The following is a 22,338-nucleotide window of genomic DNA, read 5'->3' as shown; positions in this document are numbered from 1 at the left end:
AGGCAGACAAAGTCTGAATATGAAAGTTGTTTCTTTAGTCCCCTCTATCACAGAGGCGTTATTTGATCTTGGCCTTACTGAACATGAAGTTATAGGCAGGACAAAATTCTGTATCCATCCCGAAAATAAAGTAAAAAATGTAGCCGTTATCGGTGGTACAAAAAATATCCATATTGATAAAATAAAAGCTTTACAGCCTGACCTTATTCTCGCCAATAAAGAGGAGAACATCAAAGAACAGGTAGAAGCCCTGATGGATGATTTTAAAGTCATAGTAACCAATGTAGAGACCATTGAAGATAACTACTATCTTCTAAAAATGCTCGGAAACACTTTTAATAAAGAGGAAAGAGCACAACAATTCAATCTTAAGATCTATGATGTTTTAGAACAGGCTAAACTTGATGCTCCCGTAAAAGCAGCTTACCTCATCTGGAAAAATCCTTATATGACCATCGGATCCGATACTTTTATTCATAAAATTCTGGCCGAAATAGGCTTTGAAAATATTTTTAAAGATCAAACGCGGTATCCTGAAATTCAAATGGAGGATCTCGCTGATGCAGATGTGATCATGCTGTCCTCCGAACCCTTTCCCTTCAAAGAAAAACACATTGAGGAAATGAAGGCATTCTACCCCGATAAAAAGATTATGATCGTGGATGGAGAGGCATTTTCCTGGTACGGAACCCATATCGCAAAATGTGGGGATTATTTTAAAGGATTACTGGCGGAAATTCATGCTATGCAACGATAGTATTTTAACCACAAAAGAGACAAAAGTTTTTAGACACTTAAGTTTTATAAGTTATAATGCAAATCGCATAGAAAAGCACATAAGTTATTTGAAAATCAAAGACTTTCAAATTCACCAACGAGGCTGTTCAAGCCAAATATTTCAATACTCCACACCACTGGCGGCTGAAGCACTCGAAGCCACCAGTCTGCACAAAAAAAGCCCCGACTTTAAATCGGGGCTTATATTTTATATTTCTTCCTGAAGTTTCAGTTACAAAATCTTGGAAACCTCATTACAAAGCCATTCCAAAAGTTCACGGTCTTCAGCTGTGAATGGATCCACAGTATGAGAATCGATATCAATCTGACCGATATTCTGACCATCTTTGAAGATAGGAACTACAATCTCAGCTTTTGTATCGATAGAACAGCTTAGGTAGTTGCTTTCCTGGTGAACATCTGGAACTACGAATGTCTCATTAGAAACGGCAACCTGACCGCAAATTCCTTTTCCGTAAGGGATGATGGTATGATCTGTAGGTGCTCCCACGTAAGGGCCTAATTTCAGCTCATCTTTATCTCCGTTCTTAAAGTAGAATCCTGTCCAGTTGAAGTAAGAAATTTCCTGATCCAGCAGGTGACATACTTTCTGAAGCTTTTCTTCTGTATTATGTTTTGGACTTTCAAGAATAGAGGAAAGTCTTTTCTTTATTTCTGACATATTATTTTATGTTTTAGGAGAATTGTTTGAAGGAAAGCTCTTCTTTGTAGCCGAACATTCCACGTTCTTTTATCATTTCTGCAACGCCTTCCGGAACCTGGTTTTCCCAGCCTGTAACGCAGCATGCGATTTTTCTTAAGATCTCTCTTGAATAAATTCCAAGGTACTCAGGATTGTGATTCGTGATATCCACAATACGGTTGTTGTGTTTGAAATATTTGTAAAGCTCTTTTAGGTTTTCTTCCACTTTAAGGTTTGAAGAATCCAGTAATTCATGCGTTTCAGGATCTTTGTAAGGATAAAGATATACCCTCATTCCGTTTCTGAAGAACTTTCCGAATGCTTCCAGGATTCCCCCTGAAAGATCTTTATAATACTTTTCATCGAATACCATCAGAAGGTTATTTACTCCCATAGCCACACCGATATCTCCACTTGTGTACGATGCGAAATAATCGATCAGCCTGTAGTATTCCGAGAAGTTTGAAATAATAACGGTATATCCCAGTTTTCCGAGGATATCTACCCTGTCCATAAAGTCTCTTTCATCAATATCTCCATCCGCCCTAAGGTTGGAAATGGTGATCTCAATCAGAACTTCAGTTTCTTCATGGGTACAGATCGCATCTTTCTGGAACATCTCAAGGCCGTTTTTAAGCATATCGATATTCACCTTCGTTACGGGTCTGAAACTTCCTCTCACCGCGAATATATTCTTTTTGTACAATACATCGGCAGGAAGCATATTGCTCCCCTGAGAATTGAAGATCACAGCATCCGTCATTCCATGCTTCACAAGCTGAAGTGACATCAGTCGGTTGTCAACATAGTCAAAAGCAGGTCCGCTGAAATCGATCATGTCAATTTCAAGACCGTCTTTGGCAATGTCGTCGTATAAAGATTCGATTAAGTTTCGTGGATTGTCGTAGTAGTTGAAAGCTCCGAAGATAAGGTTTACCCCAAGGTTTCCTAAAGTTTCCTGCTGTAAAGTAGCATCATTTTCATTAAATTTTACGTGAATTACGATCTCGTTGTAATCTTCGTTTTCTTTAGTCTGGAAACGGATTCCTACCCAGCCGTGGCCTTTGAGTGTTTTGTCGAAATTAATCGTGGTTACCGTGTTCGCATAAGAAAAAAACTTTCTGTTCGGATTGTTTTCCCTTGAAATCCTTTCTTCGATCAGCGCTACTTCATACCGGAGCATTTTTCGAAGTCGGTTTTGGGTAACATACCTGTTTTTGACCTCTTTTCCGTAAATGGCATCACTAAAATCTTTGTCGTAAGCAGACATCGCCTTAGCAATTGTACCGGAAGCCCCTCCTGCTCTAAAAAAGTGACGAACAGTCTCCTGCCCTGCTCCAATTTCTGCGAAAGTACCATAAATAGTAGGATCTAGATTAATTGTTAATGCTTTTTGTTTAGGAGTTAGTTTCTGATACATTAGGACGTAAAATTTTTCGTAAATTTACCAAAATTAAACCAACCTCAAAAGAAAATGAAGTTGAAATTTTTAGGAACCGGTACTTCCCAGGGTGTGCCCGTTATAGGCTGTACATGTGAAGTATGTACTTCCGAAAATCCCAAAGACAGACGTTTCCGCTCCTCAGTAATGATTACTACAGAGGAAAGCAGGAAAATACTGATCGATTGCGGACCGGATTTCAGAGAGCAAATGCTCCTTAATCATGAACATAACGTAGACATTGCACTTCTCACCCACGAACACAATGACCATGTGATCGGGCTTGATGATATGCGTCCGCTGATCTTTAAAAGCGGAAAAAACATGCCTCTTTATTGCTATGAAAGGGTTGGTCATGAGGTTAAGAAGCGTTTTCCTTATGCTTTTGCTGATGTGAGATATCCGGGAGCTCCGGCCTTCGATCTTCACGAAATTGAAAATAAGCCGTTCCATGTTCTGGATACGGATATCACACCTATTGAAGTGATTCACTATGAAATTACAGTTTTCGGGTACAAGTTTAAAAATCTAGCGTACATCACGGATGCCAATTTCATTTCAGACATAGAAAAAGAAAAATTACAGAATCTGGATGTGCTGGTTTTAAACTGCATCAGAAAATTTGATCCGCATCCTGCCCATTTTATCCTTCCTGACGTCATCGCCCTGTTTAAAGAGCTTAAGCCTAAAAAATTATTTTTAACCCACATCAGCCACCATCTGGGACTGCATGATATTGAAGATAAGGATCTTCCGGAAGGAATGCATCTGGCCTACGATGGTTTGGAGGTAGAATTTTAAAATTTTTCTCCCAAAAAGCTTTTGAACATTGAAAAAAGTTTATATATTTGCACACCAATTTAAAACAAACATCAAGCCCAGGTGGCGGAATTGGTAGACGCGCTGGTCTCAAACACCAGTTCTTAGGAGTACCGGTTCGATCCCGGTCCTGGGTACAAAAAAAGGCATCAACTTCTACAGTTGATGCCTTTTTGTTTATTACAATCAGCGAAATCTGCTCAGGGTTTCTCTTGATACGCCAAGATAAGCTGCAATCAACTGTTTGGGAACCATATTATACAATTCCGGATAGAGCTTCATCAGTTCTTCGTAGCGGCTTTTGGCATCGTTGTTCATCAATGAGAGTAGCCTTTTATGGGCTGCAACATATCCTTTATTGCTTCTCCACCGGAAAAAACGTTCTATTTGATGCAGTTCATCACACAGTTTTTCCCTGTCTCCACTACTCAGGCAGAGCACATCAACATCGGTTATACAATCTACTGTAGTGGTTGCTTTGCCCTGATTAAACAAAGCATTATAATCAGAAGCCCACCAGGTCTGCATCGCAAACTGAAGAATGAACATTTTTAAATCATCATTCAGATAATATGATTTCAGGCATCCGTTGATGACAAAATATTCATGGTCCACCTCATCTCCCGGAGATATGATGGCTTGATTTTTTTTAAATGAAATGGGCTTAAAATGGGAGAAAACATAATCAAATTCTTCATTGGTCAGGCTGATGGTCTTAAGAAAATGTTCTCTGAGTAATTCTTTGGCTTCCATAGAATAAATGTTCGTTTATTTAGTTTTTAGATTGCAAAGATAATAATGCCAAAGCATCATCGAAGCTACGGAACGGAAAGGTTTCCATTTTTCACTGATCTCCAGAATTTCTTCTTTAGCAGTACTTTTTGGAAGCTGTTTTAGTCGTTTTACAGCATTCACAGCAGCCAGATCTCCGATTGGAAAAATATCTGTTCGCTGAAGGGTAAACATCAGATATACATCTACCGTCCAATTGCCGATTCCTTTTAGATTCACCAAAGTTTCCCGGGCTTCATCATTTGACATTGTCGAAAGTTTTTCAAGGTCAATTTCTCCTTTCACAATGGCATTGGCCAATCCTTTGATGTAGGCATTTTTCTGACGGCTTACATAACATTCTCTCATTTCTTCATCACTTAATTTAAGAATATTTTCGGGAACAATTTCTGTAATTTTTTCCTTTAATTTATTTAATGTGGCCAAAGCTGATGCTAAAGAAACCTGTTGCTCCAGAATAATATGAACAAGGCTTTCAAAAGTATTGGCACGCGTCCACATCGGAGGATACCCGTGATTTTCCAGAATTAATTTTAAATCGCTATCCTGACTCGCCAGATGATCACATAATTCGTGAAAATTTTCAAGGTTGAACGTTTCGGTTTTTTCAGGAACACGGATATTTTTATTTTTCATCATGGTTTATATTATCATTCAGAATAATCTCGGCATTGTAACACCCTGTTCCAGATCAAGAAGAATCGATTTATTATCCAAACCGCCAGCAAAACCAACTAATTTTCCGGATGCTCCCACCACTCTGTGACAAGGCACAATGATGGAAATAGGATTTTTGTTTAAAGCCCCGCCCACAGCACGGACCGCTTTACTATCACCCAGAATTTTCGCTAACTCACCATATGTTTTTGTGATGCCGTAAGGAATTTTCAATAAAGCTTCCCAAACTCTAATCTGGAATTCTGTTCCCCTGAAATCAAGCGGAATATCGAATGTTGTTCTTTTATTTTGAAAATATTCGTTAAGCTGCTGTTCAGCCTGTAAAAGCAGCGGATGTTCATCATCTTTTATCGGTTCGGAAAGCTTTGTCCTTTTATAATCTTCACCTTCCCAGATAATGGCCACAAGCCCTGTATCAGAAGAGATCACCCTGATTACTCCTACTGACGAAGGAACATCTTTATAGATCAACGGTTTCCGGTTTTCCATTTTGTTCTGGTCTATTTTTTAAGGTTTTGGTTGTTGCTTTCATACCCGGAAGTAATTGTAGCATTAAACCCACTATTACAAGGCATATGATTAAACAAATAATTCCAAAGTGATAAGCCGTTTGCCAGCCATCTTTCGAAAAATAGAAAAATACGCCACCAATAATGCTCACACCCAGTGCTGAAGCTGTCTGTTGAAAAGTGGAATAAATTCCCGCCGCTGCACCTGCATACTGAGAAGGTACGTTTTTTAATGCAATATTTAATAACGAAGGAAGAACAAGTCCGTTTCCAAATCCCCAGGCTCCCATTAATCCGATAATGGCCCAGGTACTGATTCCGGGTTTCCAAAGCGTCATTTGAAGATAAAATGCAATCACTAAAATGACTACACCCACCTGCAATACTCTTTTTCCAAATGTTACGATGAGCCGTGAAGCCATCACGGAAGACACGATGAATAAAACTCCGGGAATGATAAAGTAAAGTCCCGAATCCAGTGCCGAAACACCCAATCCGTTTTGAAGATAGACTGCGCTCAGCAAAAGATAAGCGGTATGCAGCATAAAATGAAACCATACGGCAACCAGTCCAATATTAAAATCTTTTATCTTAAATAGCCGGACGTCAATGAGTGGGTTTTCATTTTTAGAAAGCTTAATTTTTTGATTATAAATGAAAAATGCAAAAAGTAAGACAGACAAAATAATCAGTCCGAAACTCCACAACGGCCAGCCCGCCTCACGCCCCTGAATTAAAGGATAAATGAGAGAAAATAAAGCTAACGTTAAAATTAAAATTCCTGTATAATCAAATTTTGTGCTTTGGTGTTTTACCGTTTCTGTTACATATCGATGTGTAGCCCAAAGCGTTATAATTCCTATCGGCAAATTGATAAAGAAAACCAGTCTCCATCCTTCGATAAACCAATGGGTGTCTGACAAATAGCCCCCTAAAACCTGTCCGATTACTGCCGCCGTTCCAAGAGTGATTCCATACCAACCGAATGCTTTTGCGCGTTCTTTTGTATCGGTAAACAAAACCTGGATAAATGCAATGGTCTGCGGCACCATAAATGAAGCACTCAATCCCTGAAAAAGCCTTGTAACATTCAGTTGAAAAGACGTTTGTGACAAACCGCACAGACAGGAAGCCACCGTAAAAGCAAACATTCCCCAAAAGAAAACTTTCTTTCTTCCGAAATGGTCTCCTGCCCTGCCTCCCGTTATCAGAAAAGCGGCATAACCCAGAAGATATCCTGCAATGACAAGCTGCATTTCACCATCTGTAGCGTGAACTCCTTTTTTGATAGTCGGAATGGCCACATTGATGATAAATACATCAATGACCGAAAGCAAAGGCGCTGACAATACAATGATCAGCTCCAGCCATTTATTTTTTATCTCTTTCATCTCAGATGAGTTTTTCAATGATTTTCTTTGCCGATTGTATTTCATCAGCCCTTTTAAAAACTGAAGCTGTCACGATTGAGCCTTCCAACATGACATAAATGGTTTCCGCCAATTCTTCATCCGACAATATTTTTTTATGCCCGGAATTTTGGACCAGCATTCTGATGAATTCTTTACTGTGAATTTTCGTTGCCTGTATTTCTGCCAAAAAACGGGGATCGTCTGTTCCTGCTTCATCATTAACTTTAATAAAAGGACAACCTCCAAACTGTCTGATTTCCTGTCGCTGTGTATGATGATCGAAAATAGCCAGTAGTTTTTCTTTGGGATCCGCAACTGCATTTATGGTAGCTTCCAGTCTGGTAAACCAAAGCTCATGCGTTCGCTGAACGTAAGCAATCAACAGATCTGTCTTTGTTTCAAAGTGTTTGTATAAAGATGCTTTTGCAATATCGGCCTCTTCAATGATCTGATTAATCCCTGTATTGCTGTAACCCTGCTTATAAAACAAATTATCCGCAGTATCTAATATTTTGTCGATGACGACCTGTCCTCTTTGTTTCATTCTACAAAGGTATGCAATAAATAGACAATGTTGTCTATTTATTTTTTTGATTTTTTCTATATCAATCCAAAAGCCCTATTTCTTAGATCTTACATACAAAAGCCTCTGAAATCATTTTGATTTTCAGAGGCTTTTTGGGGAATATGGCCATTAATATAAATGGAATTCTTTTATAACATCAGGAACCGGGAATGGATATTGAAAATTAGATTTTTCTGCATTTTTATACAATTACAAGGATTAATTCCCAAGCTCCAGCTGATTTTTTACCAGGTTGTAATAATCTGATCTCGTTTGAACCAAATCGTGGTGACTGCCTTGCTCTACCACTTGCCCCTGTTTAAGGACAATGATCTGATCTGCATTTTTTACCGTTGAGAGACGGTGGGCTACAATAACTACGGTTTTTCCTTTGAAGAAGGTTTGTAGATTATCATGAATAATTCTTTCGTTTTCCGCATCCAGCGCGGAGGTAGCCTCATCAAAGAAAATGAAATGAGGGTTTTTATACACGGCCCGGGCAATGAGGACTCTTTGTTTCTGTCCACCTGAAATACCATTTCCGGAAGCTCCGATTTTAGTATTTAACTTTAATGGAAGCTCTTCTACAAAGCTTTTAATATTAGCTGTTTCCAATGCTTTTTCAAGTTTTACATAGTCAATATTTTCGTCGTTTGTCGCAATATTACGTTCTATGGTATCCGAAAATATAAACCCGTCCTGCATTACAACACCACAATTCTTCCTTAAATCCATAGGGGAAATGTCCTGTGCATTTAAATGATTGAAACTTATTTCACCCTGCGTGGGTGCATAAAACTTCAGAAGCATCTTCATAAGCGTTGTTTTTCCACTACCACTTGCCCCTACAATGGCAGTAATTTTTCCTTCGGGAATAAAGAGGTTTATGTCTTTAAGAACATGGGGAGACTGCGGACCTTCGTACTGAAAAGAGACATTTTTGAAGTAAATTCCTTTTTCAATACCGTTCTGACGCGTATACTTTTCACTCATCAGCGAAACGTGCTCAGGATGTTCTTCTTCAGCATGATTTTGTACTTCATTTAATCTGGCTAAACTCAGTTTTGCATCCTGTAAAGAACGGAAAAAAGAGATCAGCTGATTCACGGGAGAATTCATCTGCCCGATAATATAGGAAACGCTCAGTAAAGCTCCCAAAGTCATACTTCCCTGTACCACAAATGAAGCAGCGAGGAAGGTAACGATGATGTTTTTCAGTTGATTGATGAATTCAAAACCGGAAAGCTGAACCTGATCCAGTTTCAAAATACGGATGTTGATTTTAAAGAGCTTTTGCTGTATCTGCTCCCATTCTTTTCGTTTAAAATCTTCAAACTGGTTCAGTTTCATCTCTGAAACACCATTAATGATTTCATATATGGATTCCTGATTTTCACTTCTCTGCTGAAAGCGGAAATAATCCAGGATTTTCCTTTTTTTCATCCAATACAATGACCAGCCAACAGAAATTACCGTCAGAATAACATACATCGCCAGAATTCTGTAGTCATAATACCATAACACGCCAAAGAAAACAGAGAATGTGATGATAGAAAACAGGGTTAGGATACTTTGCGATGTCAGGAAGGTTTCAATACGCTCATGATCCTGAATACGTTGGTTAAAATCCCCGATCAGTTTGGTTTCAAAAAATTTAATGGGAAGTTTCAGCAATTTTTTCAGAAAATCTGAAATAATCTGAATATTGATCTTGGTTCCTACCACAAGCACGATCCAGTTACTGAAAATATTAAAAATAATATTGCCGAAGAAGAAAGCCAGCTGGGCCAGCAGAATATAGATAATCACGGAAAGATTCTTTTGGCTCACCCCGTCGTCTATCAGTTTTTGCGTAAGAATAGGGAATACCAATACCGTCAAGGTAGCCAGAAACAAAAACATAAAAAGCTTAAACACCTGGTTCTTGTAAGGTTTCAGATAGCTGAGAAGATATTTGGCCGAAAGCTTCTCTTCCTGTGGAGGTTCCTGAAGGTAGAAATCCTCGGTAGGCTGCAGAAATAAGGCAACACCTTTTCCTCCGCCTGATACCCACGCCTTCTGAAATTTCTCCTCCGGTAAAGAGATAAAACCATGTCCCGGATCTGCAATTTTATAAACCGGCTCACCATTAAAAATATTCTTTGAAATTTTGTAAAGAACCACAAAGTGATTCTGGTTCCAATGGAGAATACAAGGCAAAAGGTCTTTATCAAATTCCTGGGGTTGCAGTTTGGCAGTAATGGTTCTGAAGCCTATCTTTTCTGCTGCTTCAGTAATTCCCAATACAGATACACCTTCCCTTGTGATAAAGCTTTTATCTCTAAGGTACTGCAATCCGAAATCTTTCCCGTAATGGGAGGAAACCATTGCAAGACAGGCCGGACCGCAATCCATTTGATCATGTTGGGGAATAAAATTCATGATGAAACCATTCTGTTTAATTATTATGAATATACTTTTTCGAATTCTTCTTTATTGGACCCGTAAGAGTTCTGACCCGCTGAAATAAATAGTGATTTAAACAACGGATAATGCATATGAACATACTTGGACTCCAACAGATCATTTTTCAGAATTTCAAGGTTGTCCTGGTCGATATTTTCCGACTGATGAAAGCTGTTTTTAATCTTTATAAAGTCAACAAGCTCTCTGAATTCGTTTAAAACATCAGGTGCATCGGCCATATTTTTAAATGCCAGCTGGTAATAATTCACCTCTTCTTCCTGATCAAGGCTGATTTTGCTGATCACAGAAACCAGCTCAGTGAAGATCTGATAAACCATCACCATTACTTCTTCGTCGTTTTCAATCTGGTAGTTTTCGATCCAATATCCGATGTACTGAATATCCTTTCCAAACATGAGGTGATTCAAAATCTGATTTCCCAAATTCAGGGCTTCATGGGTTTTCCCTTGTCTAAGCATCACGCGGATCACGTTGTGTAACTGTTGAACTTTATGCCCATACAGGAAAGCATGCTCGTCTATAAAAAGGTCGTCATTGATAATACACTGATTGGTAAGTTCAATGGCACGCTCATAATTTCCAAGTTTATATTCTTTGTAGGCAAGTACCGGAAGTCCGGAAATCAGTAGTACTTTTTCTTCAGTATCATTCATGGAAAGCTGGTCCTGGATCTTGTTTATCGCAGCTAAAGTTTCATCAGATTTACTGAAGTTATTTTGTTTTAAATGCATTAAGCACTCGATATAAGAATTGTTGATGTCGGATAATTCATCGATTAAAGATTCACGAACCTGCTTCATAAACAGACTCGTCAAAGTAGTTTGTACCGCATCTTCTTTCTTTCTGAAATAATCTGCATCAATGTTGAGCAGGCTATTTAATATGTTGAGTTCATACTTTTTAGGAATTTTCTGAAACAGTCTGGAATAGAATCTTTCTTTGACTACACTCAGCTTACTCTCATAATTGAAGTCGTGAACACAATATTCTTCGTTAATATGTTCCAGACGATGCTGTGAGCAGCCTCCGTTACATAGTGGCAGAATTTTACATTCCAGACAGGGCTTGTTCTGGAATTTGGTATCATAAATTCTTTTCTGGAACTTATCATTCCATTCTATAGTTCCGTCATCATTTAAGACGCCTTCTCTACTGCCCGTTGCAAAGTCTCTGGCCGTACATTTATATACATCTCCGTTATAATTGATGATGGCCTGGTTTTTCTTATCCGCATAGCACGAATTTCTGATGGAAGCTATTTGCTCTCCTTTATAATTGCAGAGGAATCCCATATTTCTGAATTCATCTACAATGTCTGAAATATCTACGGTTAAATCTTTTTCTTCCTGCCATACTTCAAAGAAAGAAAAGCTCAGGAATCTCTTCTCATTTTCTTCTATATCTATAAAATCATGGATGATGTTTCGAAGTTCGTATAAGGTTTCTTCTGAAATATTGATCCTTACAGACATATGAATGCCGTTTTTCAGACCTAGTTTAATATTATTGACGATCTCGTCATAACTTCCTCTTTTCTCGGAGACAAATCTCACTTTATTGTGGCGCTCCCTGTGTCCGTCCAGCGTGATCTGAAAATTTGAAACACCGAATTTTTTACAGATATCAAGGAGTTTCTGCTCAATAAGCAATCCGTTGGTTGTAAAGCTGGAGAAAAACTCAATTCCTCTTTTTTCAATTTTGGGATATATGGCTTCAAATAAAGGGACAACAGTTTTATAAAAGTACAGTAAAGGTTCACCCCCGAACCAATACAGTTTAAAGTTCTTCAGCTTAGGATTTCCTTCAATGATTTTATCCACAAGTGCTACCGTGCTTTGAATGGTGGTATCATTCATTTTTGAATCTTTGATATGGGTTTCATAGCAATACCAGCACTTGAAATTACAGTTCATAGTCGGGTTGATATGAAGCTCAAAAACCTCATCATTATCATCCGTCTCGTTACTGATTCTCTTGATCTCAGCAAGCTCATCCACTTCGTTGTCTATAACGAATCCGTTTTTCACCAGGATATCATAGAAATTCTCATGCACATTCACTAACTCCTCCACCATATCTTCATGAACACTTGCCTCGTAAAGATCATACAGGATAGGTTCAAGGACAATGAAATTATCAGAAAACGAATTGTAACCTACAATTTTATCTTCATTAGGAAAAAAAATATTATAATTACTTGTTTTCATAGTCTATTAGTTTAGTTTAAAATAAAGCGGTTTTTTCAAACCGCTTATTCGTATTCATTGTGATTGATTACTTTGTTGGCTTAACGATAACGCACTTGCACTGTACGTTGTTTACGTCTCCTGTTGAAGGTGCCTGGATTGAAGTAGAAGAACCAATTACTCCGATTCCTCCTTTTAGTAATCCTTTTTCATTTTCTTTTAGGGTTTCCATTTTTGCTACAAGAGCATTGAAATTTGATGTTTTCATTTTGTTTAAAATTAAAAGTTAAGTTTTTCGGATAAGCTTTTCATGTCATCATATCCTTTATTGGACGGTGTTGCAACGTATCTTTATGTCTTGGTTTCTGCATTCTAGACTACAAAAACGTGAGACTTAAATTCTGGTTAATTACTTCGGTTCTTTTCTTCCTGATTTCCTGTTCTACTCTGCTCCACAGAAATTTTGTTATTTCCAAATCTGTAGCTTAAAGACAGGCGAAACAGCCTTGTATCATAATACTGGTTAAATGTCTGCCTGATATCGGAAGAATTATTCTGGTTTTTTTCGATATTTTTCTTCAGAATATCTTCGAAAGCCAACCCTATGGTGAGTTTTTTTTCAAATGCTAAATATTTAAATCCAATATCCAGTGTTGAATTGGCCGATGATGTTCCATAGCCTGCCACTGCCGGATAGTTATATGTATACAATAGAGATGCAGACCATGTTTTCGCCTTATTCAGGATAAATGCATTGTTGGTAGACGTATATCCACCCCAACCCGAATATTTACTTTGGAGAATATCAATATAAGGAGTAAGCTCTCTGTAGGAAACCGATACATCTGTTGATGATTCCCACCAGCTAAAAGGGCTGTAACTTACCGTAGCTGTTCCTCCCATATATTTCCCGTCAGCATAGTTCAACCTTCTGAATATCTGGATGTCATTCGCTGTATCATGAAAGGTGAGCTGTGAGAATTTATCTTTTGATATTCCGTAATATAGATTCAAATTCAGCAGGCTTTTGTAGGAATAGTTCAATTCCAGATTATATACAAAAGACGGCTGTAGAAAAGGATTCCCTTCTGTATATGATTTTGGGGTCTGATACCATTTGGCAGGGTTCATCTCCCAAAATCCCGGCCTCTGAATTCTTCTGCCGAAGTTCACGGAAACCGTATTGTCTTTGTCTATTTTGTAGGACAGATAGGCGGTAGGAAAAAGCTTAAAATAATTTCTTTCCGTAATCTGAGCTGTAGAAATAGAATTGGACTTATTTTGTGTATTCTCCCCTCTCAGGCCCGCCTTTGCCTCCCATTTTTCTCCAAATGATTTTGAAAGACTTAAATAAACAGCCTGTGTATTTTCAGTATATTGAAAATGATCATACTGCGAAGAAAGAACACTGTTATCAGCCTGATTATAAAAATCCGCCTGTACCTGATTATCAGTCGTTGTGAAACTTGCTTTTGCCCCAAAGGAAATATCTGCCCATTTGTAAGGAAGATCAAAATCGGTCTTCACGGAATAGTTATCAATCTTCTGGCTGGAATTATTCACAGCGTACTGACGATCTGCTCCATTGCTGACAAAATCCAGCAATGAAGATGTGAAATTGTTATCTTTCGGTGACCGTGCATTGAAATAATCAAAGTCTACAGAAAACTTCTTTCCATCCTTACCCAGCTTCTGACTGTAGTTTAAATTCAGTGAATGGTTTTCTGGTTTCGACTCTGAAACTCCATTGCTGGAATAATCTTTGATCTGGTTCTGCAGAGAATTGTAGCTTCTGTTTTCGCTGTTTTCGTCCGTTGAGATATCTGTAAAATTACCTGCATACTGAAAACCTACTTCCGATTGATCAGATAGCTGATACTTCGCATCAAGTAAGGTTCCTAATAAGGTGTATTTATTTTTGCTGGTAATTCTATTTTTCCAGTGTTCTTCCGGATACCAATAGTTGATATCATTGGTATAAAGGCTCTTCCCATAATAGTAGGAAAGATCTGCCAAAACCGAAAACTTGTTTTTCTTATAGGAAACTCCCAAACCATGCGATGCAGAAGCATACGTTGCCTGCTGGTAAGTAGATCGAAGCGTAGCACTCAAGTTATCGAACTTTACTTCTTTCAGTTGGATGTTGATCAGTCCGCTGTTTCCTTCTGCATCATATTTTGCCGGTGGGTTCGTTATGACCTCAATCTTCTGGATATTTGCCGAAGGAATAGATTTCAGATAATTCTGAAGCTCTTCCCCTGTAAGTTGTACCACTTTATCATTCACCATTACCCGTACGGTACTTTTTCCTGCAAGCAAAATATCTCCACCTTGTAATCTTACACCCGGCGTTATTTTCAACGCATCTACGGCATCACCTCCTAAAGCAGTTATCGAATTTTCTACATTGAAAACAAGACGGTCTACTTTTCTCTCAATCAGTTTTTTTTTGGAGGTAAGGCTAATTTCCCCAATCTCATGGTCTTGTCCGGTACGGATTGTAAAAGTTTCCGACACGTCTCCATTGATAGAAACATTCCCGTTATAGGTTTTACGGCCATTTTGCAATATTTCCACTAAATAATTCCCATTTTCCGGAAGCCTGATGTCAAAAATCCCATTTTCATCGCTTATCGCAGTCTTTTTAATCTTATCCTTTGATACGATCACCTCTGCGTAAGGAATATTCTTCTTCGTCTGATCGGAAATCTTTCCATTGATGCTCTGACCATAAGAAAATATCCCTGCAAAGAAAAATACTGAAATGTAAAAATGAGGTTTAGCTTTTAACTGCATGTTGGGTCTGATGTAAATAACAATTAGGGGTTTTGTCTGTTCAAATAATAAGGGGGATTAGTGCTTCCATTGCTGGCCGTTTTTGGGAGGCGGATCTCCTTTGACAACAACGGGGACTTCATTGTCTTTATCCCCGGGGACAGCAACTGCATTTAGTGTATCTGCATTTTTCTGCAGAACATTGTTTTTTGAGTTTTCATGGTTAAAGTCTCTAATAGATTCTTCGTCTTCTTGTCTGCATGAGCTTACTGCAGAAATTATTATTACGATACATAATGATGAGATAATCTTTTTCATTTTCGATGGTCAAGTTTTAAAGGTTATCCCGGCCGGGGTGGTTAAGAATTCTGGACCTAATATAGAATGACTCACCCATCTATGAAAAAAGATACTGTGCTTATTCAGGAATAAGTACGTGTCAATTCATGAATAAGCACAATAATAAACGTCTGTTTAACAGTTATTTATACTGAAAAATAAGCAGTTTTAACATTTAAGTTGAAATCATTCAATTTCAAAATATATTTCATGAAATTTGTCTATTTTTGGTGAAATAAAAAACTACTAACACGTTAATTTCGATGAAAAAAAACTATCTATTATTTTTTCTTTGTTTTTTTGGGCTTCTATTTTCGCAGGCAGAAACCTTAAGTGATTATTATAAAATAAAAGAGAAGTACATCAATAATGAAGAAAATGACAGCAGCGTATTTCCTTATCTGAATATGTACATCGCTAAAGCCAAAAAGGAAAAGAATTATGAACAGCTGACCCAGGCCTATAAAGACGGTGTTTTTTTTGCATCTACACGCGAACAGAAATTACAATATGCAGACAGTACGATATCTGCTGCATTGCTTTCCAAAGATTCTGATATTATTGGTGATGCTTATCTCGGTAAAGGAATTGTTTATTATTTTAATTTTAAGAAATATAAGATGGCTTTAAATGAATACCTAAAAGCCTATCGGTTCTCAGAAAACACAAAAGATAATTACCTGAAATACAGGGTCATTTATCATCTGGGAGTGGTTAAAAGCTATCTTGGATATTATGATGAAGCCCTCAAGCACTTTAATGAAGCCACCGATTATTTCGAGTCTCAAATCAGGAAAAATACCCACCCCAACATTATTTTCAATAATAAAAAGGGATATTACAATGGTCTTCATCAAATGATTGTCTGCTACAGAAACCTGAGTGATTTCAGGAAAGCAGATTTATCCATTAAAACAGGGCTTAAAGAAACCTACCATTCCGATTTCAAACAGGAAAGAGGATATTTCCTGAAGGAAGCCGGCATTGAAGAATACCGCAAAAAGAACTATAAAAAATCACTGGAACTGCTCAATGAATCTTTACCGGCCATTCAGCATATCAATGATTTTGCGTGGGCTACCGTAGACTACTTTTATATGGGAAAGTCCTATTGGGCCGAAGATAACCAAGCACAGGCGATCGCTAATTTTCAGAAAGTAGATTCCGTATTTGAAAAACATAAGTTTATCCTTCCTGAATTGCGGGAAAACTATGAACTGCTGATTAATTATTATAAAAATAAAAAGGATACCGAAAAGGAGCTCTACTACACCAAACAGCTCCTGAGAGCAGACAGTGTTCTATCACAGGATTTCACCTACCTTTCTCATAAAATCCATAAGGAATACGACACACAGACCCTGATAAAGGAAAAGCAAAGGCTGGAATGGGAGACTTCATGGGGAAGCTTTATCATCATCGGCTTAGTGGTCATTGCATTAGGTTTGTGTGCTATTTTAGTGATACGCTACAGACACGAAAAGGAAATCATCAGTAAATACAAAATACTGGAAGAAAGAATCATTGGGGTACAGGAACAGAGAAGCATCCCGGAAACTAACACTTTCGAGCCTGAAATTCATAAGTCCGGTCTGGATAAAAAACTGATAGAAGACATCCTGATCAAACTCAAAAATTTTGAAGAAAAGAATGGTTTTACAGAACAAGGCCTGACTTTGAATAAGCTGGCCCAAAAATTTGACACCAATTCCAATTATCTATCCCAAATCATCAATGATTTCAAGGAAACAAATTTCAACAGGTATCTGAGTGAATTAAGGATTACTTTTATCACGACAAAGCTGTATAATGATAAGATTTTTCTCAGCTATAAAATCGAAACCCTTGCCGAGAAATGCGGCATTGCCTCCAGATCTAATTTTTCCAATCTGTTTTATGAATTCAACGGAATACGTCCTACAGATTTTATTAAACAGAGAAAACAAGAAACAGAAAACGGGGACAAAAGGCAGGGATAAGGTTTGAGAGCCCAGATTTCAGAAATGAAACATGTGATTAAGATTGAGGATAACGCTAAGAACCATCAATACCCCATATTTTATATCCCAAAACACGAACTTTTCATCTCTAAACTCTCAAACCCTCAAATTCTCCGACTCTCAAACCCGCATTCTGTAACTTTAAAAACTCAAAGCTGATAATTCATGTTTTCCCTTAAACGTAAAGAAATCTTCCTGTGTATACTCCGGACATGCTCCTTCCTGTGAGGTAATGAAAGCCCCTAATGAAACAGCCTGAGCCATGATTTCATGGGCAGAAGCTTCTTTTTGCAGTCTTTTTGATAAAAATCCGGCTAAAAATGAATCGCCACTACCTACGGTATCTTTAACCTCAACAGGAATGGTCGGATACAGATAGAATTGGTCTTCGTGGGCATAAAGTGCTCCTTTACTTCCCTTGGATACAATGATTTCACGGATTCCAAATTGATCCTGCAGGTATCTGATGCTGTCTTTTTCATCCTTATATTCTTTCTTAAAAAAATCAAGGACCATGCGGAGTTCGGCTTTATTAAATTTGGCTAATTGCGTCTTATGCAGTAACTCATTAATAATCCTGATATCGTAATAAGGTTCTCTCAGATTGATATCAAAAACATTATAAGAACTCACTTCCAGCAGCTGAAACAAAGTGCTTTTTGACTTTTCATTCCGGGCAGCCAGTGTTCCAAAAACCAATGCATCGGCGTTGCTGAGCACCTTCTGATTTTCAGGAGTCGTTTCAATAAAATCCCAGGCCACATTTTCTACAATATCATAGTGAGCATCATTGTTTTCATCCACTGAAGCAATGACTGTACTCGTAGGATGTTCTTCTGTAACCTGAATATGATCCGTAGGAATCTTCCAGTTGTTAATTTTCTGCAGCAGCTCATGACCAAGCTCATCATCACCAACACTGCTTATCATTTCTACATCCAGACCCATTTTAAAAAGATGATACGCCACATTGAACGGCGCTCCGCCAATCCTTCTTTGTTCACCCGGAAAAATATCCCAAAGAACCTCTCCAAAGCAGACTGCTTTATATTTTTTTTCTTGCATGATTAATTAAATTGTATTTCAGACATACGGATCCATACGTTCCGTTATCTATCAGTAAATTACTAAAAATTCTATTCGGATAAACAAAATGGATTGTGAATCATGATTTTTTTAATGAAAATTTCACTTCCTTATCTGTTTATGTGTATTATTAAAATGAATACGCCTGAACGGAGAACTGAAGAAACGCATTGTTATTCACCGGATTCCACATCGCCCATATTCCAACGGGAATTTTATAGCCTTCAATGGTAAAACTCTTTGAAAGAATAAGGCTTATCTCATTGAATCCTGCATCTTTTGCAAAGAAATTGTTCTTCTCTCCCTTGCTATTGTTCAGCGCAAAACTATAGCCTACTCTTCCCCTTACTTCCAGATTTTCTTTTTTGTAAACAGGATATTCTCCCGAAACAAAAGTTGAATATTTGTTTTCTGTATTCATGCTGTTTCGGTCTCTCCCAAAAACAACCGTATTCCAGCTGAGCACCAAGGGAAACTGCTCACTCATGGTGTAATAGGATCTGAAATCCCAGAAACGACCGGTCTCGCGGGCAGAATAATTAAAATACTCCTTATTGTTATAGGTGGCACCGGGAGAGAAATTATAAATATCCCAAAGTTCTAAAACCAGTTTTTTGTTTTTATATCCGATGTAATGATTAAATTCCTTGTAAGAACCATCAAAATTACCCCCTGCCCAAAAACCTCCGTAGAAATTTTTAAAATCAAGATGTACATCGCCGGTATAAATAGCTCCTGCCGATACTTCAAGCCCTCTCCACAAGTGGCTGTTTCTAAGCTGCAAGGCAGAATGCAGCTCCTGTGCGTTCAATGATATATTTCCTATGACTGCCGAGAAAAAGAGTAACAGATTATATTTAAGCATATTGTGTTTTTTAATGAAAATCAGTTAGATAATAAGATCTTTCTCACGGATACGGGATCCGAACAGCGCATAAGCCAGCATTAATAATTCGCAGATCACCGTAAGGGACCACGTCCATCTCCATGAGCCTAAAATATCCGCCAGACCTCCTTGTACAAGGGTGAAAACAGCTCCTCCAAATACGGCAGAAATAAAAATCCCTGAAGCTTTTGAAGTATATTTATTCAACCCTTTTATAGACAGGGAATAAATGCAGCTCCACATGGAAGAATGCAAAAGACCGATCGCTACGAGAAACCACAGATTCTGCGTAATCATCGAAATCAGGGCAAGGATTGTTGCTAAAACCGTCGTTACTGCCAGCTGTGTTCTGGCTGAAATACTGCTCAAAAAGCTTGATACCGCTCTGCCTACAAGAAATCCGCCCCAGTATAATGTAGATAATAAAGCATGAATTCCGAGATCCATTCCTCCAATGATGATATCTGTTTTTCCAAAGAAAGTGATCGGGTGTCCGGAATCCATCAGTTCAAAAGCATATAAATTGATATTCGCTCCGATGGCGACTTCAGTTCCTACATAAAAGAAAATCGCAAGAACGCCGAGTACAAAATGTCTGAAAGACCAAATGCTTCTTTCCAGCTTTTCTCCTGCTACCGCTCTGGTATGGGCAATATCAGGAAGATGAAGTCTTTTCGTGATCACGATAATAATCAGAATGCACAGAATAAGTATGGCAAGTGGCAACAGCAATTGTCTGATTTCTATCTTCTCAATTGAAATTCCACTGAACATGATTACCGTAACGAAAAACGGTGCAGAAGTCGTTCCTATTGAATTAATAGCCGTCAAAATATTCAAGCGCTGTACAGGTTGGGTTCCTTTTAATTCGTAGGAAGCTGCGTAGGGATTGACCACCACCTGAATGATCGCTGCTGCAGTTCCCATTAAGTAAGACCCAATCACAAAAATCACAAACCCGAAAGGAATCACCGCATCTTTGATACTGAATTTCAAATCCGGATACTGATACCCGAACCATGATGAGCACAGGTACATAAACAATCCCGAGATCATAAAGAAAAGTCCGCGGAGAATTGTGTTTTTGTAACCGAAAGCATTCACCCACTTACTTCCTAAGGTTCCGTTCAACAGATAGCCTAGAAAAAAGAAAAAAGAGATCAGCGTCGTGAAAGTATTTTTAAGTCCTCCGGCCTGGCTCAGAAAAGTGAATTTCAAAGGAGCCTGCAGCTGTTCATTAACAGTGGTCAGAAACCCTACGATAAAGTAGATGAATGTGATGATAACAAATGGTAGGATCGGCTTATTCGCTTTTGATCCTGAAGGCTGGATATCAGAATTTATAATCATGGTCAATTATTTTATGATTGATTTTAAAACCGGACCGGTTCCTTTGTTTTTAATCTGGTTGGCAAACTCCGTGTACAGTTCCACAAATTTGACTGAACCTTTTAAATCAGCGCTTTTAAAAGCAGATAATTCCAGGAAAGCAAGAGTATTTTCATCATCAATCAGCTTCTGATCTTCAGCAGTCAGCCAAGGCTCTCCTATTTCATAAGAGTGTCCGTGGTCATCTGTTTTGTATTTGAGATAATGTCTGTAAGAAGCAGTAAGAAAAGCAACACGTGTCAGATCTATGCCTGCTTTAATCATAGTAATCAGATTAGGAATGATGTACACCGGGAATTTTGAAATCCCATCGAAACACAGTCTGCTCACCTGATCACTGACGCTGTGGTTGGCAAATCTTTCGATCAGTGTTTTTTTATAGTCTTCGAGATCCGTATTTTTAGGAGCAGGAACTAAAGGCGTAATATCCGTATCCATAAAATTGCGGACAAATCTTACCACATCCTGATCTTCCATGGCCTGATCCACCTTTCGGTAGCCCATCAGAAAAGAAGGATAAGACAATAAAGTGTGTGATGCATTGAGCAGGCTCAGTTTCATATTTTCAAAAGCAGTCACATCATCCGTAAATTCTACCCCGGCTCTTTCCCACGCAGGCCTTCCTGCAATAAAGTTATCTTCAATCACCCATTGTATAAAATCTTCGCAATAAACAGGGGCCAGATCTTCAATTCCGCTTTTTTGGTTCAGTCTTACTACATCTTCAGGAGATACGGCAGGCGTAATGCGGTCTACCATGCTGTTGGGAAATGAAACATGAGTTTTCATCCATTCTGCCAGTTCTTTATCCTGAGCTTCTACGAATGCTGTAAAAGCCCTTTTGGCTGTATTTCCGTTGTGCTGAAGATTATCACATGAAAGAATCGTAATTCCTCCGTTATTATTCAGTTTTCTGCGACGAAGCCCCTCAGCCACAAATCCGAAGACAGTGGAAGAAGTTCCCGGATTTTTTACATCATGCTGGATTTTTTCATCGTTCAAAATAAATGCTCCTGTCTCTTTATCCAGATTGTATCCGCCTTCAGTGATGGTTAATGTGATTATTTTGATAGAAGGATCGGCAATTTTGTTGATCACGGCTTCCGGATCTTCAATGCCCCAGATCAGTTCACGCAATGATCCTATTTTATACACCTCATCGGTTCCGTTTCTTCCACAGACGGTGAGGGAATATTCAAGATTCTGAGCTCTTAAACTACGAACTATATTTTCGTCGGAAGGGAGCAGACAGACTCCACAGATTCCCCATTGCTTCTGGTCTTCAGATTCCAATATGGCATTGGTATAAAACTGCTGATGCGCCCGGTGGAAATTTCCGACACCGATGTGCAGAATTCCTGTAGTGATTTTTTCGGCATCATAATGATAAGAAATGGTATTCATATGCAAAGGATTATTAATACGTTAGTCAATGTGTTAAAACTATATTAACAATCAGTTCATCTTCAGTTTTTTTTATAAAATTTACACTGGGAACGTTCCCGAAACTCAGGG

General features: G+C 38.3%; 19 protein-coding genes and 1 tRNA gene. 4 read left to right on the top strand and 16 right to left on the bottom strand.

The window, feature by feature from the left end:
• Positions 1–19: 19 nt before the first annotated feature.
• Positions 20–757 (top strand): ABC transporter substrate-binding protein, encoded by a 738-nt coding sequence (locus BM143_RS08855; RefSeq protein ID WP_090024157.1) that lies wholly within the window; start codon positions 20–22, stop codon positions 755–757.
• A gap of 252 nt (positions 758–1,009) precedes the next feature.
• On the opposite strand, the gene BM143_RS08850 is transcribed toward BM143_RS08855, so the two are convergent.
• Together BM143_RS08850 and BM143_RS08845 are read right to left on the bottom strand one after the other, a co-directional pair.
• Positions 1,010–1,459 (bottom strand): GAF domain-containing protein, encoded by a 450-nt coding sequence (locus BM143_RS08850; RefSeq protein WP_034726722.1) that lies wholly within the window; start codon positions 1,457–1,459, stop codon positions 1,010–1,012.
• A 13-nt stretch (positions 1,460–1,472) separates the two neighbouring features.
• The gene (locus tag BM143_RS08845; protein ID WP_090024156.1) at positions 1,473–2,900 is read right to left on the bottom strand and encodes a nicotinate-nucleotide adenylyltransferase; all 1,428 of its coding nucleotides are present in this window, start codon (positions 2,898–2,900) and stop codon (positions 1,473–1,475) included.
• Positions 2,901–2,954: 54 nt separating this feature from the next.
• Here BM143_RS08845 and BM143_RS08840 point away from each other — a divergent pair, with 54 nt between their 5' ends.
• Positions 2,955–3,722, top strand: a complete 768-nt coding sequence (locus BM143_RS08840; RefSeq protein WP_090024155.1) for an MBL fold metallo-hydrolase — start codon at positions 2,955–2,957, stop codon at positions 3,720–3,722.
• 75 nt (positions 3,723–3,797) lie between these two features.
• Positions 3,798–3,877 (top strand) — tRNA-Leu (locus tag BM143_RS08835).
• Positions 3,878–3,926: 49 nt separating this feature from the next.
• Here the strand turns inward: BM143_RS08835 and BM143_RS08830 are convergent.
• The 10 genes from BM143_RS08830 to BM143_RS08785 all read right to left on the bottom strand — a co-directional run bounded on the left by BM143_RS08830 (position 3,927) and on the right by BM143_RS08785 (position 15,441).
• Positions 3,927–4,493, bottom strand: coding sequence for a Crp/Fnr family transcriptional regulator (locus tag BM143_RS08830; RefSeq protein ID WP_090024154.1), 567 nt, complete (start codon positions 4,491–4,493; stop codon positions 3,927–3,929).
• A gap of 15 nt (positions 4,494–4,508) precedes the next feature.
• On the bottom strand, positions 4,509–5,171 hold the full coding sequence (locus tag BM143_RS08825; RefSeq protein WP_090024153.1) for a DNA-3-methyladenine glycosylase family protein: 663 nt from the start codon (positions 5,169–5,171) through the stop codon (positions 4,509–4,511).
• A 15-nt stretch (positions 5,172–5,186) separates the two neighbouring features.
• Positions 5,187–5,699 carry a methylated-DNA--[protein]-cysteine S-methyltransferase gene (locus BM143_RS08820; protein ID WP_090024152.1) on the bottom strand — a complete coding sequence of 171 codons (513 nt, stop codon included), beginning with the start codon at positions 5,697–5,699 and terminating at the stop codon, positions 5,187–5,189.
• Positions 5,671–7,110, bottom strand: a complete 1,440-nt coding sequence (locus tag BM143_RS08815; RefSeq protein ID WP_167375261.1) for an MFS transporter — start codon at positions 7,108–7,110, stop codon at positions 5,671–5,673. Before BM143_RS08815 ends, BM143_RS08820 begins: the two co-directional genes overlap by 29 nt.
• A gap of 1 nt (position 7,111) precedes the next feature.
• The gene (locus tag BM143_RS08810) at positions 7,112–7,675 is read right to left on the bottom strand and encodes a TetR/AcrR family transcriptional regulator (RefSeq protein WP_090024150.1); all 564 of its coding nucleotides are present in this window, start codon (positions 7,673–7,675) and stop codon (positions 7,112–7,114) included.
• 240 nt (positions 7,676–7,915) lie between these two features.
• Entirely contained in the window at positions 7,916–10,117 is a 2,202-nt protein-coding gene (locus BM143_RS08805) for a peptidase domain-containing ABC transporter (protein WP_090024149.1), read from the bottom strand.
• 23 nt (positions 10,118–10,140) lie between these two features.
• Positions 10,141–12,369 (bottom strand): radical SAM/SPASM domain-containing protein, encoded by a 2,229-nt coding sequence (locus BM143_RS08800; RefSeq protein ID WP_090024148.1) that lies wholly within the window; start codon positions 12,367–12,369, stop codon positions 10,141–10,143.
• A gap of 67 nt (positions 12,370–12,436) precedes the next feature.
• A complete protein-coding gene (locus BM143_RS08795; protein WP_090024147.1) occupies positions 12,437–12,616 on the bottom strand; it encodes a hypothetical protein in 180 nt (59 codons plus the stop codon).
• Between the two features lie 137 nt (positions 12,617–12,753).
• Positions 12,754–15,144 (bottom strand): outer membrane beta-barrel family protein, encoded by a 2,391-nt coding sequence (locus BM143_RS08790; protein ID WP_090024146.1) that lies wholly within the window; start codon positions 15,142–15,144, stop codon positions 12,754–12,756.
• 57 nt (positions 15,145–15,201) lie between these two features.
• A complete protein-coding gene (locus tag BM143_RS08785) occupies positions 15,202–15,441 on the bottom strand; it encodes a hypothetical protein (protein WP_090024145.1) in 240 nt (79 codons plus the stop codon).
• Positions 15,442–15,725: 284 nt separating this feature from the next.
• On the opposite strand from BM143_RS08785, the gene BM143_RS08780 reads away from it, so the two are divergent.
• Positions 15,726–17,441: a helix-turn-helix domain-containing protein gene (locus tag BM143_RS08780; RefSeq protein WP_090024144.1), complete on the top strand. Its 1,716-nt coding sequence runs from the start codon at positions 15,726–15,728 to the stop codon at positions 17,439–17,441.
• Positions 17,442–17,603: 162 nt separating this feature from the next.
• Here the strand turns inward: BM143_RS08780 and BM143_RS08775 are convergent, their stop codons facing one another.
• The 4 genes from BM143_RS08775 to BM143_RS08760 all read right to left on the bottom strand — a co-directional run bounded on the left by BM143_RS08775 (position 17,604) and on the right by BM143_RS08760 (position 22,227).
• Positions 17,604–18,527, bottom strand: coding sequence for a carbohydrate kinase family protein (locus BM143_RS08775; RefSeq protein WP_090024143.1), 924 nt, complete (start codon positions 18,525–18,527; stop codon positions 17,604–17,606).
• Positions 18,528–18,678: 151 nt separating this feature from the next.
• Positions 18,679–19,413: a hypothetical protein gene (locus tag BM143_RS08770; protein ID WP_090024142.1), complete on the bottom strand. Its 735-nt coding sequence runs from the start codon at positions 19,411–19,413 to the stop codon at positions 18,679–18,681.
• Between the two features lie 24 nt (positions 19,414–19,437).
• Positions 19,438–20,784, bottom strand: a complete 1,347-nt coding sequence (locus BM143_RS08765; RefSeq protein ID WP_090024141.1) for an MFS transporter — start codon at positions 20,782–20,784, stop codon at positions 19,438–19,440.
• A gap of 6 nt (positions 20,785–20,790) precedes the next feature.
• The gene (locus BM143_RS08760; RefSeq protein WP_090024140.1) at positions 20,791–22,227 is read right to left on the bottom strand and encodes a mannitol dehydrogenase family protein; all 1,437 of its coding nucleotides are present in this window, start codon (positions 22,225–22,227) and stop codon (positions 20,791–20,793) included.
• Positions 22,228–22,338: the final 111 nt, after the last annotated feature.

Source organism: Chryseobacterium oleae (assembly GCF_900115055.1).
Lineage (GTDB): Bacteria > Bacteroidota > Bacteroidia > Flavobacteriales > Weeksellaceae > Chryseobacterium > Chryseobacterium oleae.
The sequence above is the reverse complement of the archived record's forward strand: the minus strand, read 5'-3'. Positions and strand labels throughout refer to the sequence as shown.

Excerpts from the sequence above, each read along its gene's own strand:
- BM143_RS08775 (WP_090024143.1), bottom strand. The coding sequence starts at position 18,527 with ATGCAAGAAAAAAAATATAAAGCAGTCTGCTTTGGAGAGGTTCTTTGG.
- BM143_RS08765 (WP_090024141.1), bottom strand. The coding sequence starts at position 20,784 with ATGATTATAAATTCTGATATCCAGCCTTCAGGATCAAAAGCGAATAAG.
- BM143_RS08845 (WP_090024156.1), bottom strand. The coding sequence starts at position 2,900 with ATGTATCAGAAACTAACTCCTAAACAAAAAGCATTAACAATTAATCTA.
- BM143_RS08805 (WP_090024149.1), bottom strand. The coding sequence starts at position 10,117 with ATGAATTTTATTCCCCAACATGATCAAATGGATTGCGGTCCGGCCTGT.
- BM143_RS08840 (WP_090024155.1), top strand. The coding sequence starts at position 2,955 with ATGAAGTTGAAATTTTTAGGAACCGGTACTTCCCAGGGTGTGCCCGTT.
- BM143_RS08830 (WP_090024154.1), bottom strand. The coding sequence starts at position 4,493 with ATGGAAGCCAAAGAATTACTCAGAGAACATTTTCTTAAGACCATCAGC.
- BM143_RS08825 (WP_090024153.1), bottom strand. The coding sequence starts at position 5,171 with ATGATGAAAAATAAAAATATCCGTGTTCCTGAAAAAACCGAAACGTTC.
- BM143_RS08790 (WP_090024146.1), bottom strand. The coding sequence starts at position 15,144 with ATGCAGTTAAAAGCTAAACCTCATTTTTACATTTCAGTATTTTTCTTT.
- BM143_RS08815 (WP_167375261.1), bottom strand. The coding sequence starts at position 7,110 with ATGAAAGAGATAAAAAATAAATGGCTGGAGCTGATCATTGTATTGTCA.
- BM143_RS08810 (WP_090024150.1), bottom strand. The coding sequence starts at position 7,675 with ATGAAACAAAGAGGACAGGTCGTCATCGACAAAATATTAGATACTGCG.
- BM143_RS08760 (WP_090024140.1), bottom strand. The coding sequence starts at position 22,227 with ATGAATACCATTTCTTATCATTATGATGCCGAAAAAATCACTACAGGA.
- BM143_RS08850 (WP_034726722.1), bottom strand. The coding sequence starts at position 1,459 with ATGTCAGAAATAAAGAAAAGACTTTCCTCTATTCTTGAAAGTCCAAAA.
- BM143_RS08780 (WP_090024144.1), top strand. The coding sequence starts at position 15,726 with ATGAAAAAAAACTATCTATTATTTTTTCTTTGTTTTTTTGGGCTTCTA.
- BM143_RS08855 (WP_090024157.1), top strand. The coding sequence starts at position 20 with ATGAAAGTTGTTTCTTTAGTCCCCTCTATCACAGAGGCGTTATTTGAT.
- BM143_RS08800 (WP_090024148.1), bottom strand. The coding sequence starts at position 12,369 with ATGAAAACAAGTAATTATAATATTTTTTTTCCTAATGAAGATAAAATT.
- BM143_RS08795 (WP_090024147.1), bottom strand. The coding sequence starts at position 12,616 with ATGAAAACATCAAATTTCAATGCTCTTGTAGCAAAAATGGAAACCCTA.
- BM143_RS08820 (WP_090024152.1), bottom strand. The coding sequence starts at position 5,699 with ATGGAAAACCGGAAACCGTTGATCTATAAAGATGTTCCTTCGTCAGTA.
- BM143_RS08770 (WP_090024142.1), bottom strand. The coding sequence starts at position 19,413 with ATGCTTAAATATAATCTGTTACTCTTTTTCTCGGCAGTCATAGGAAAT.
- BM143_RS08785 (WP_090024145.1), bottom strand. The coding sequence starts at position 15,441 with ATGAAAAAGATTATCTCATCATTATGTATCGTAATAATAATTTCTGCA.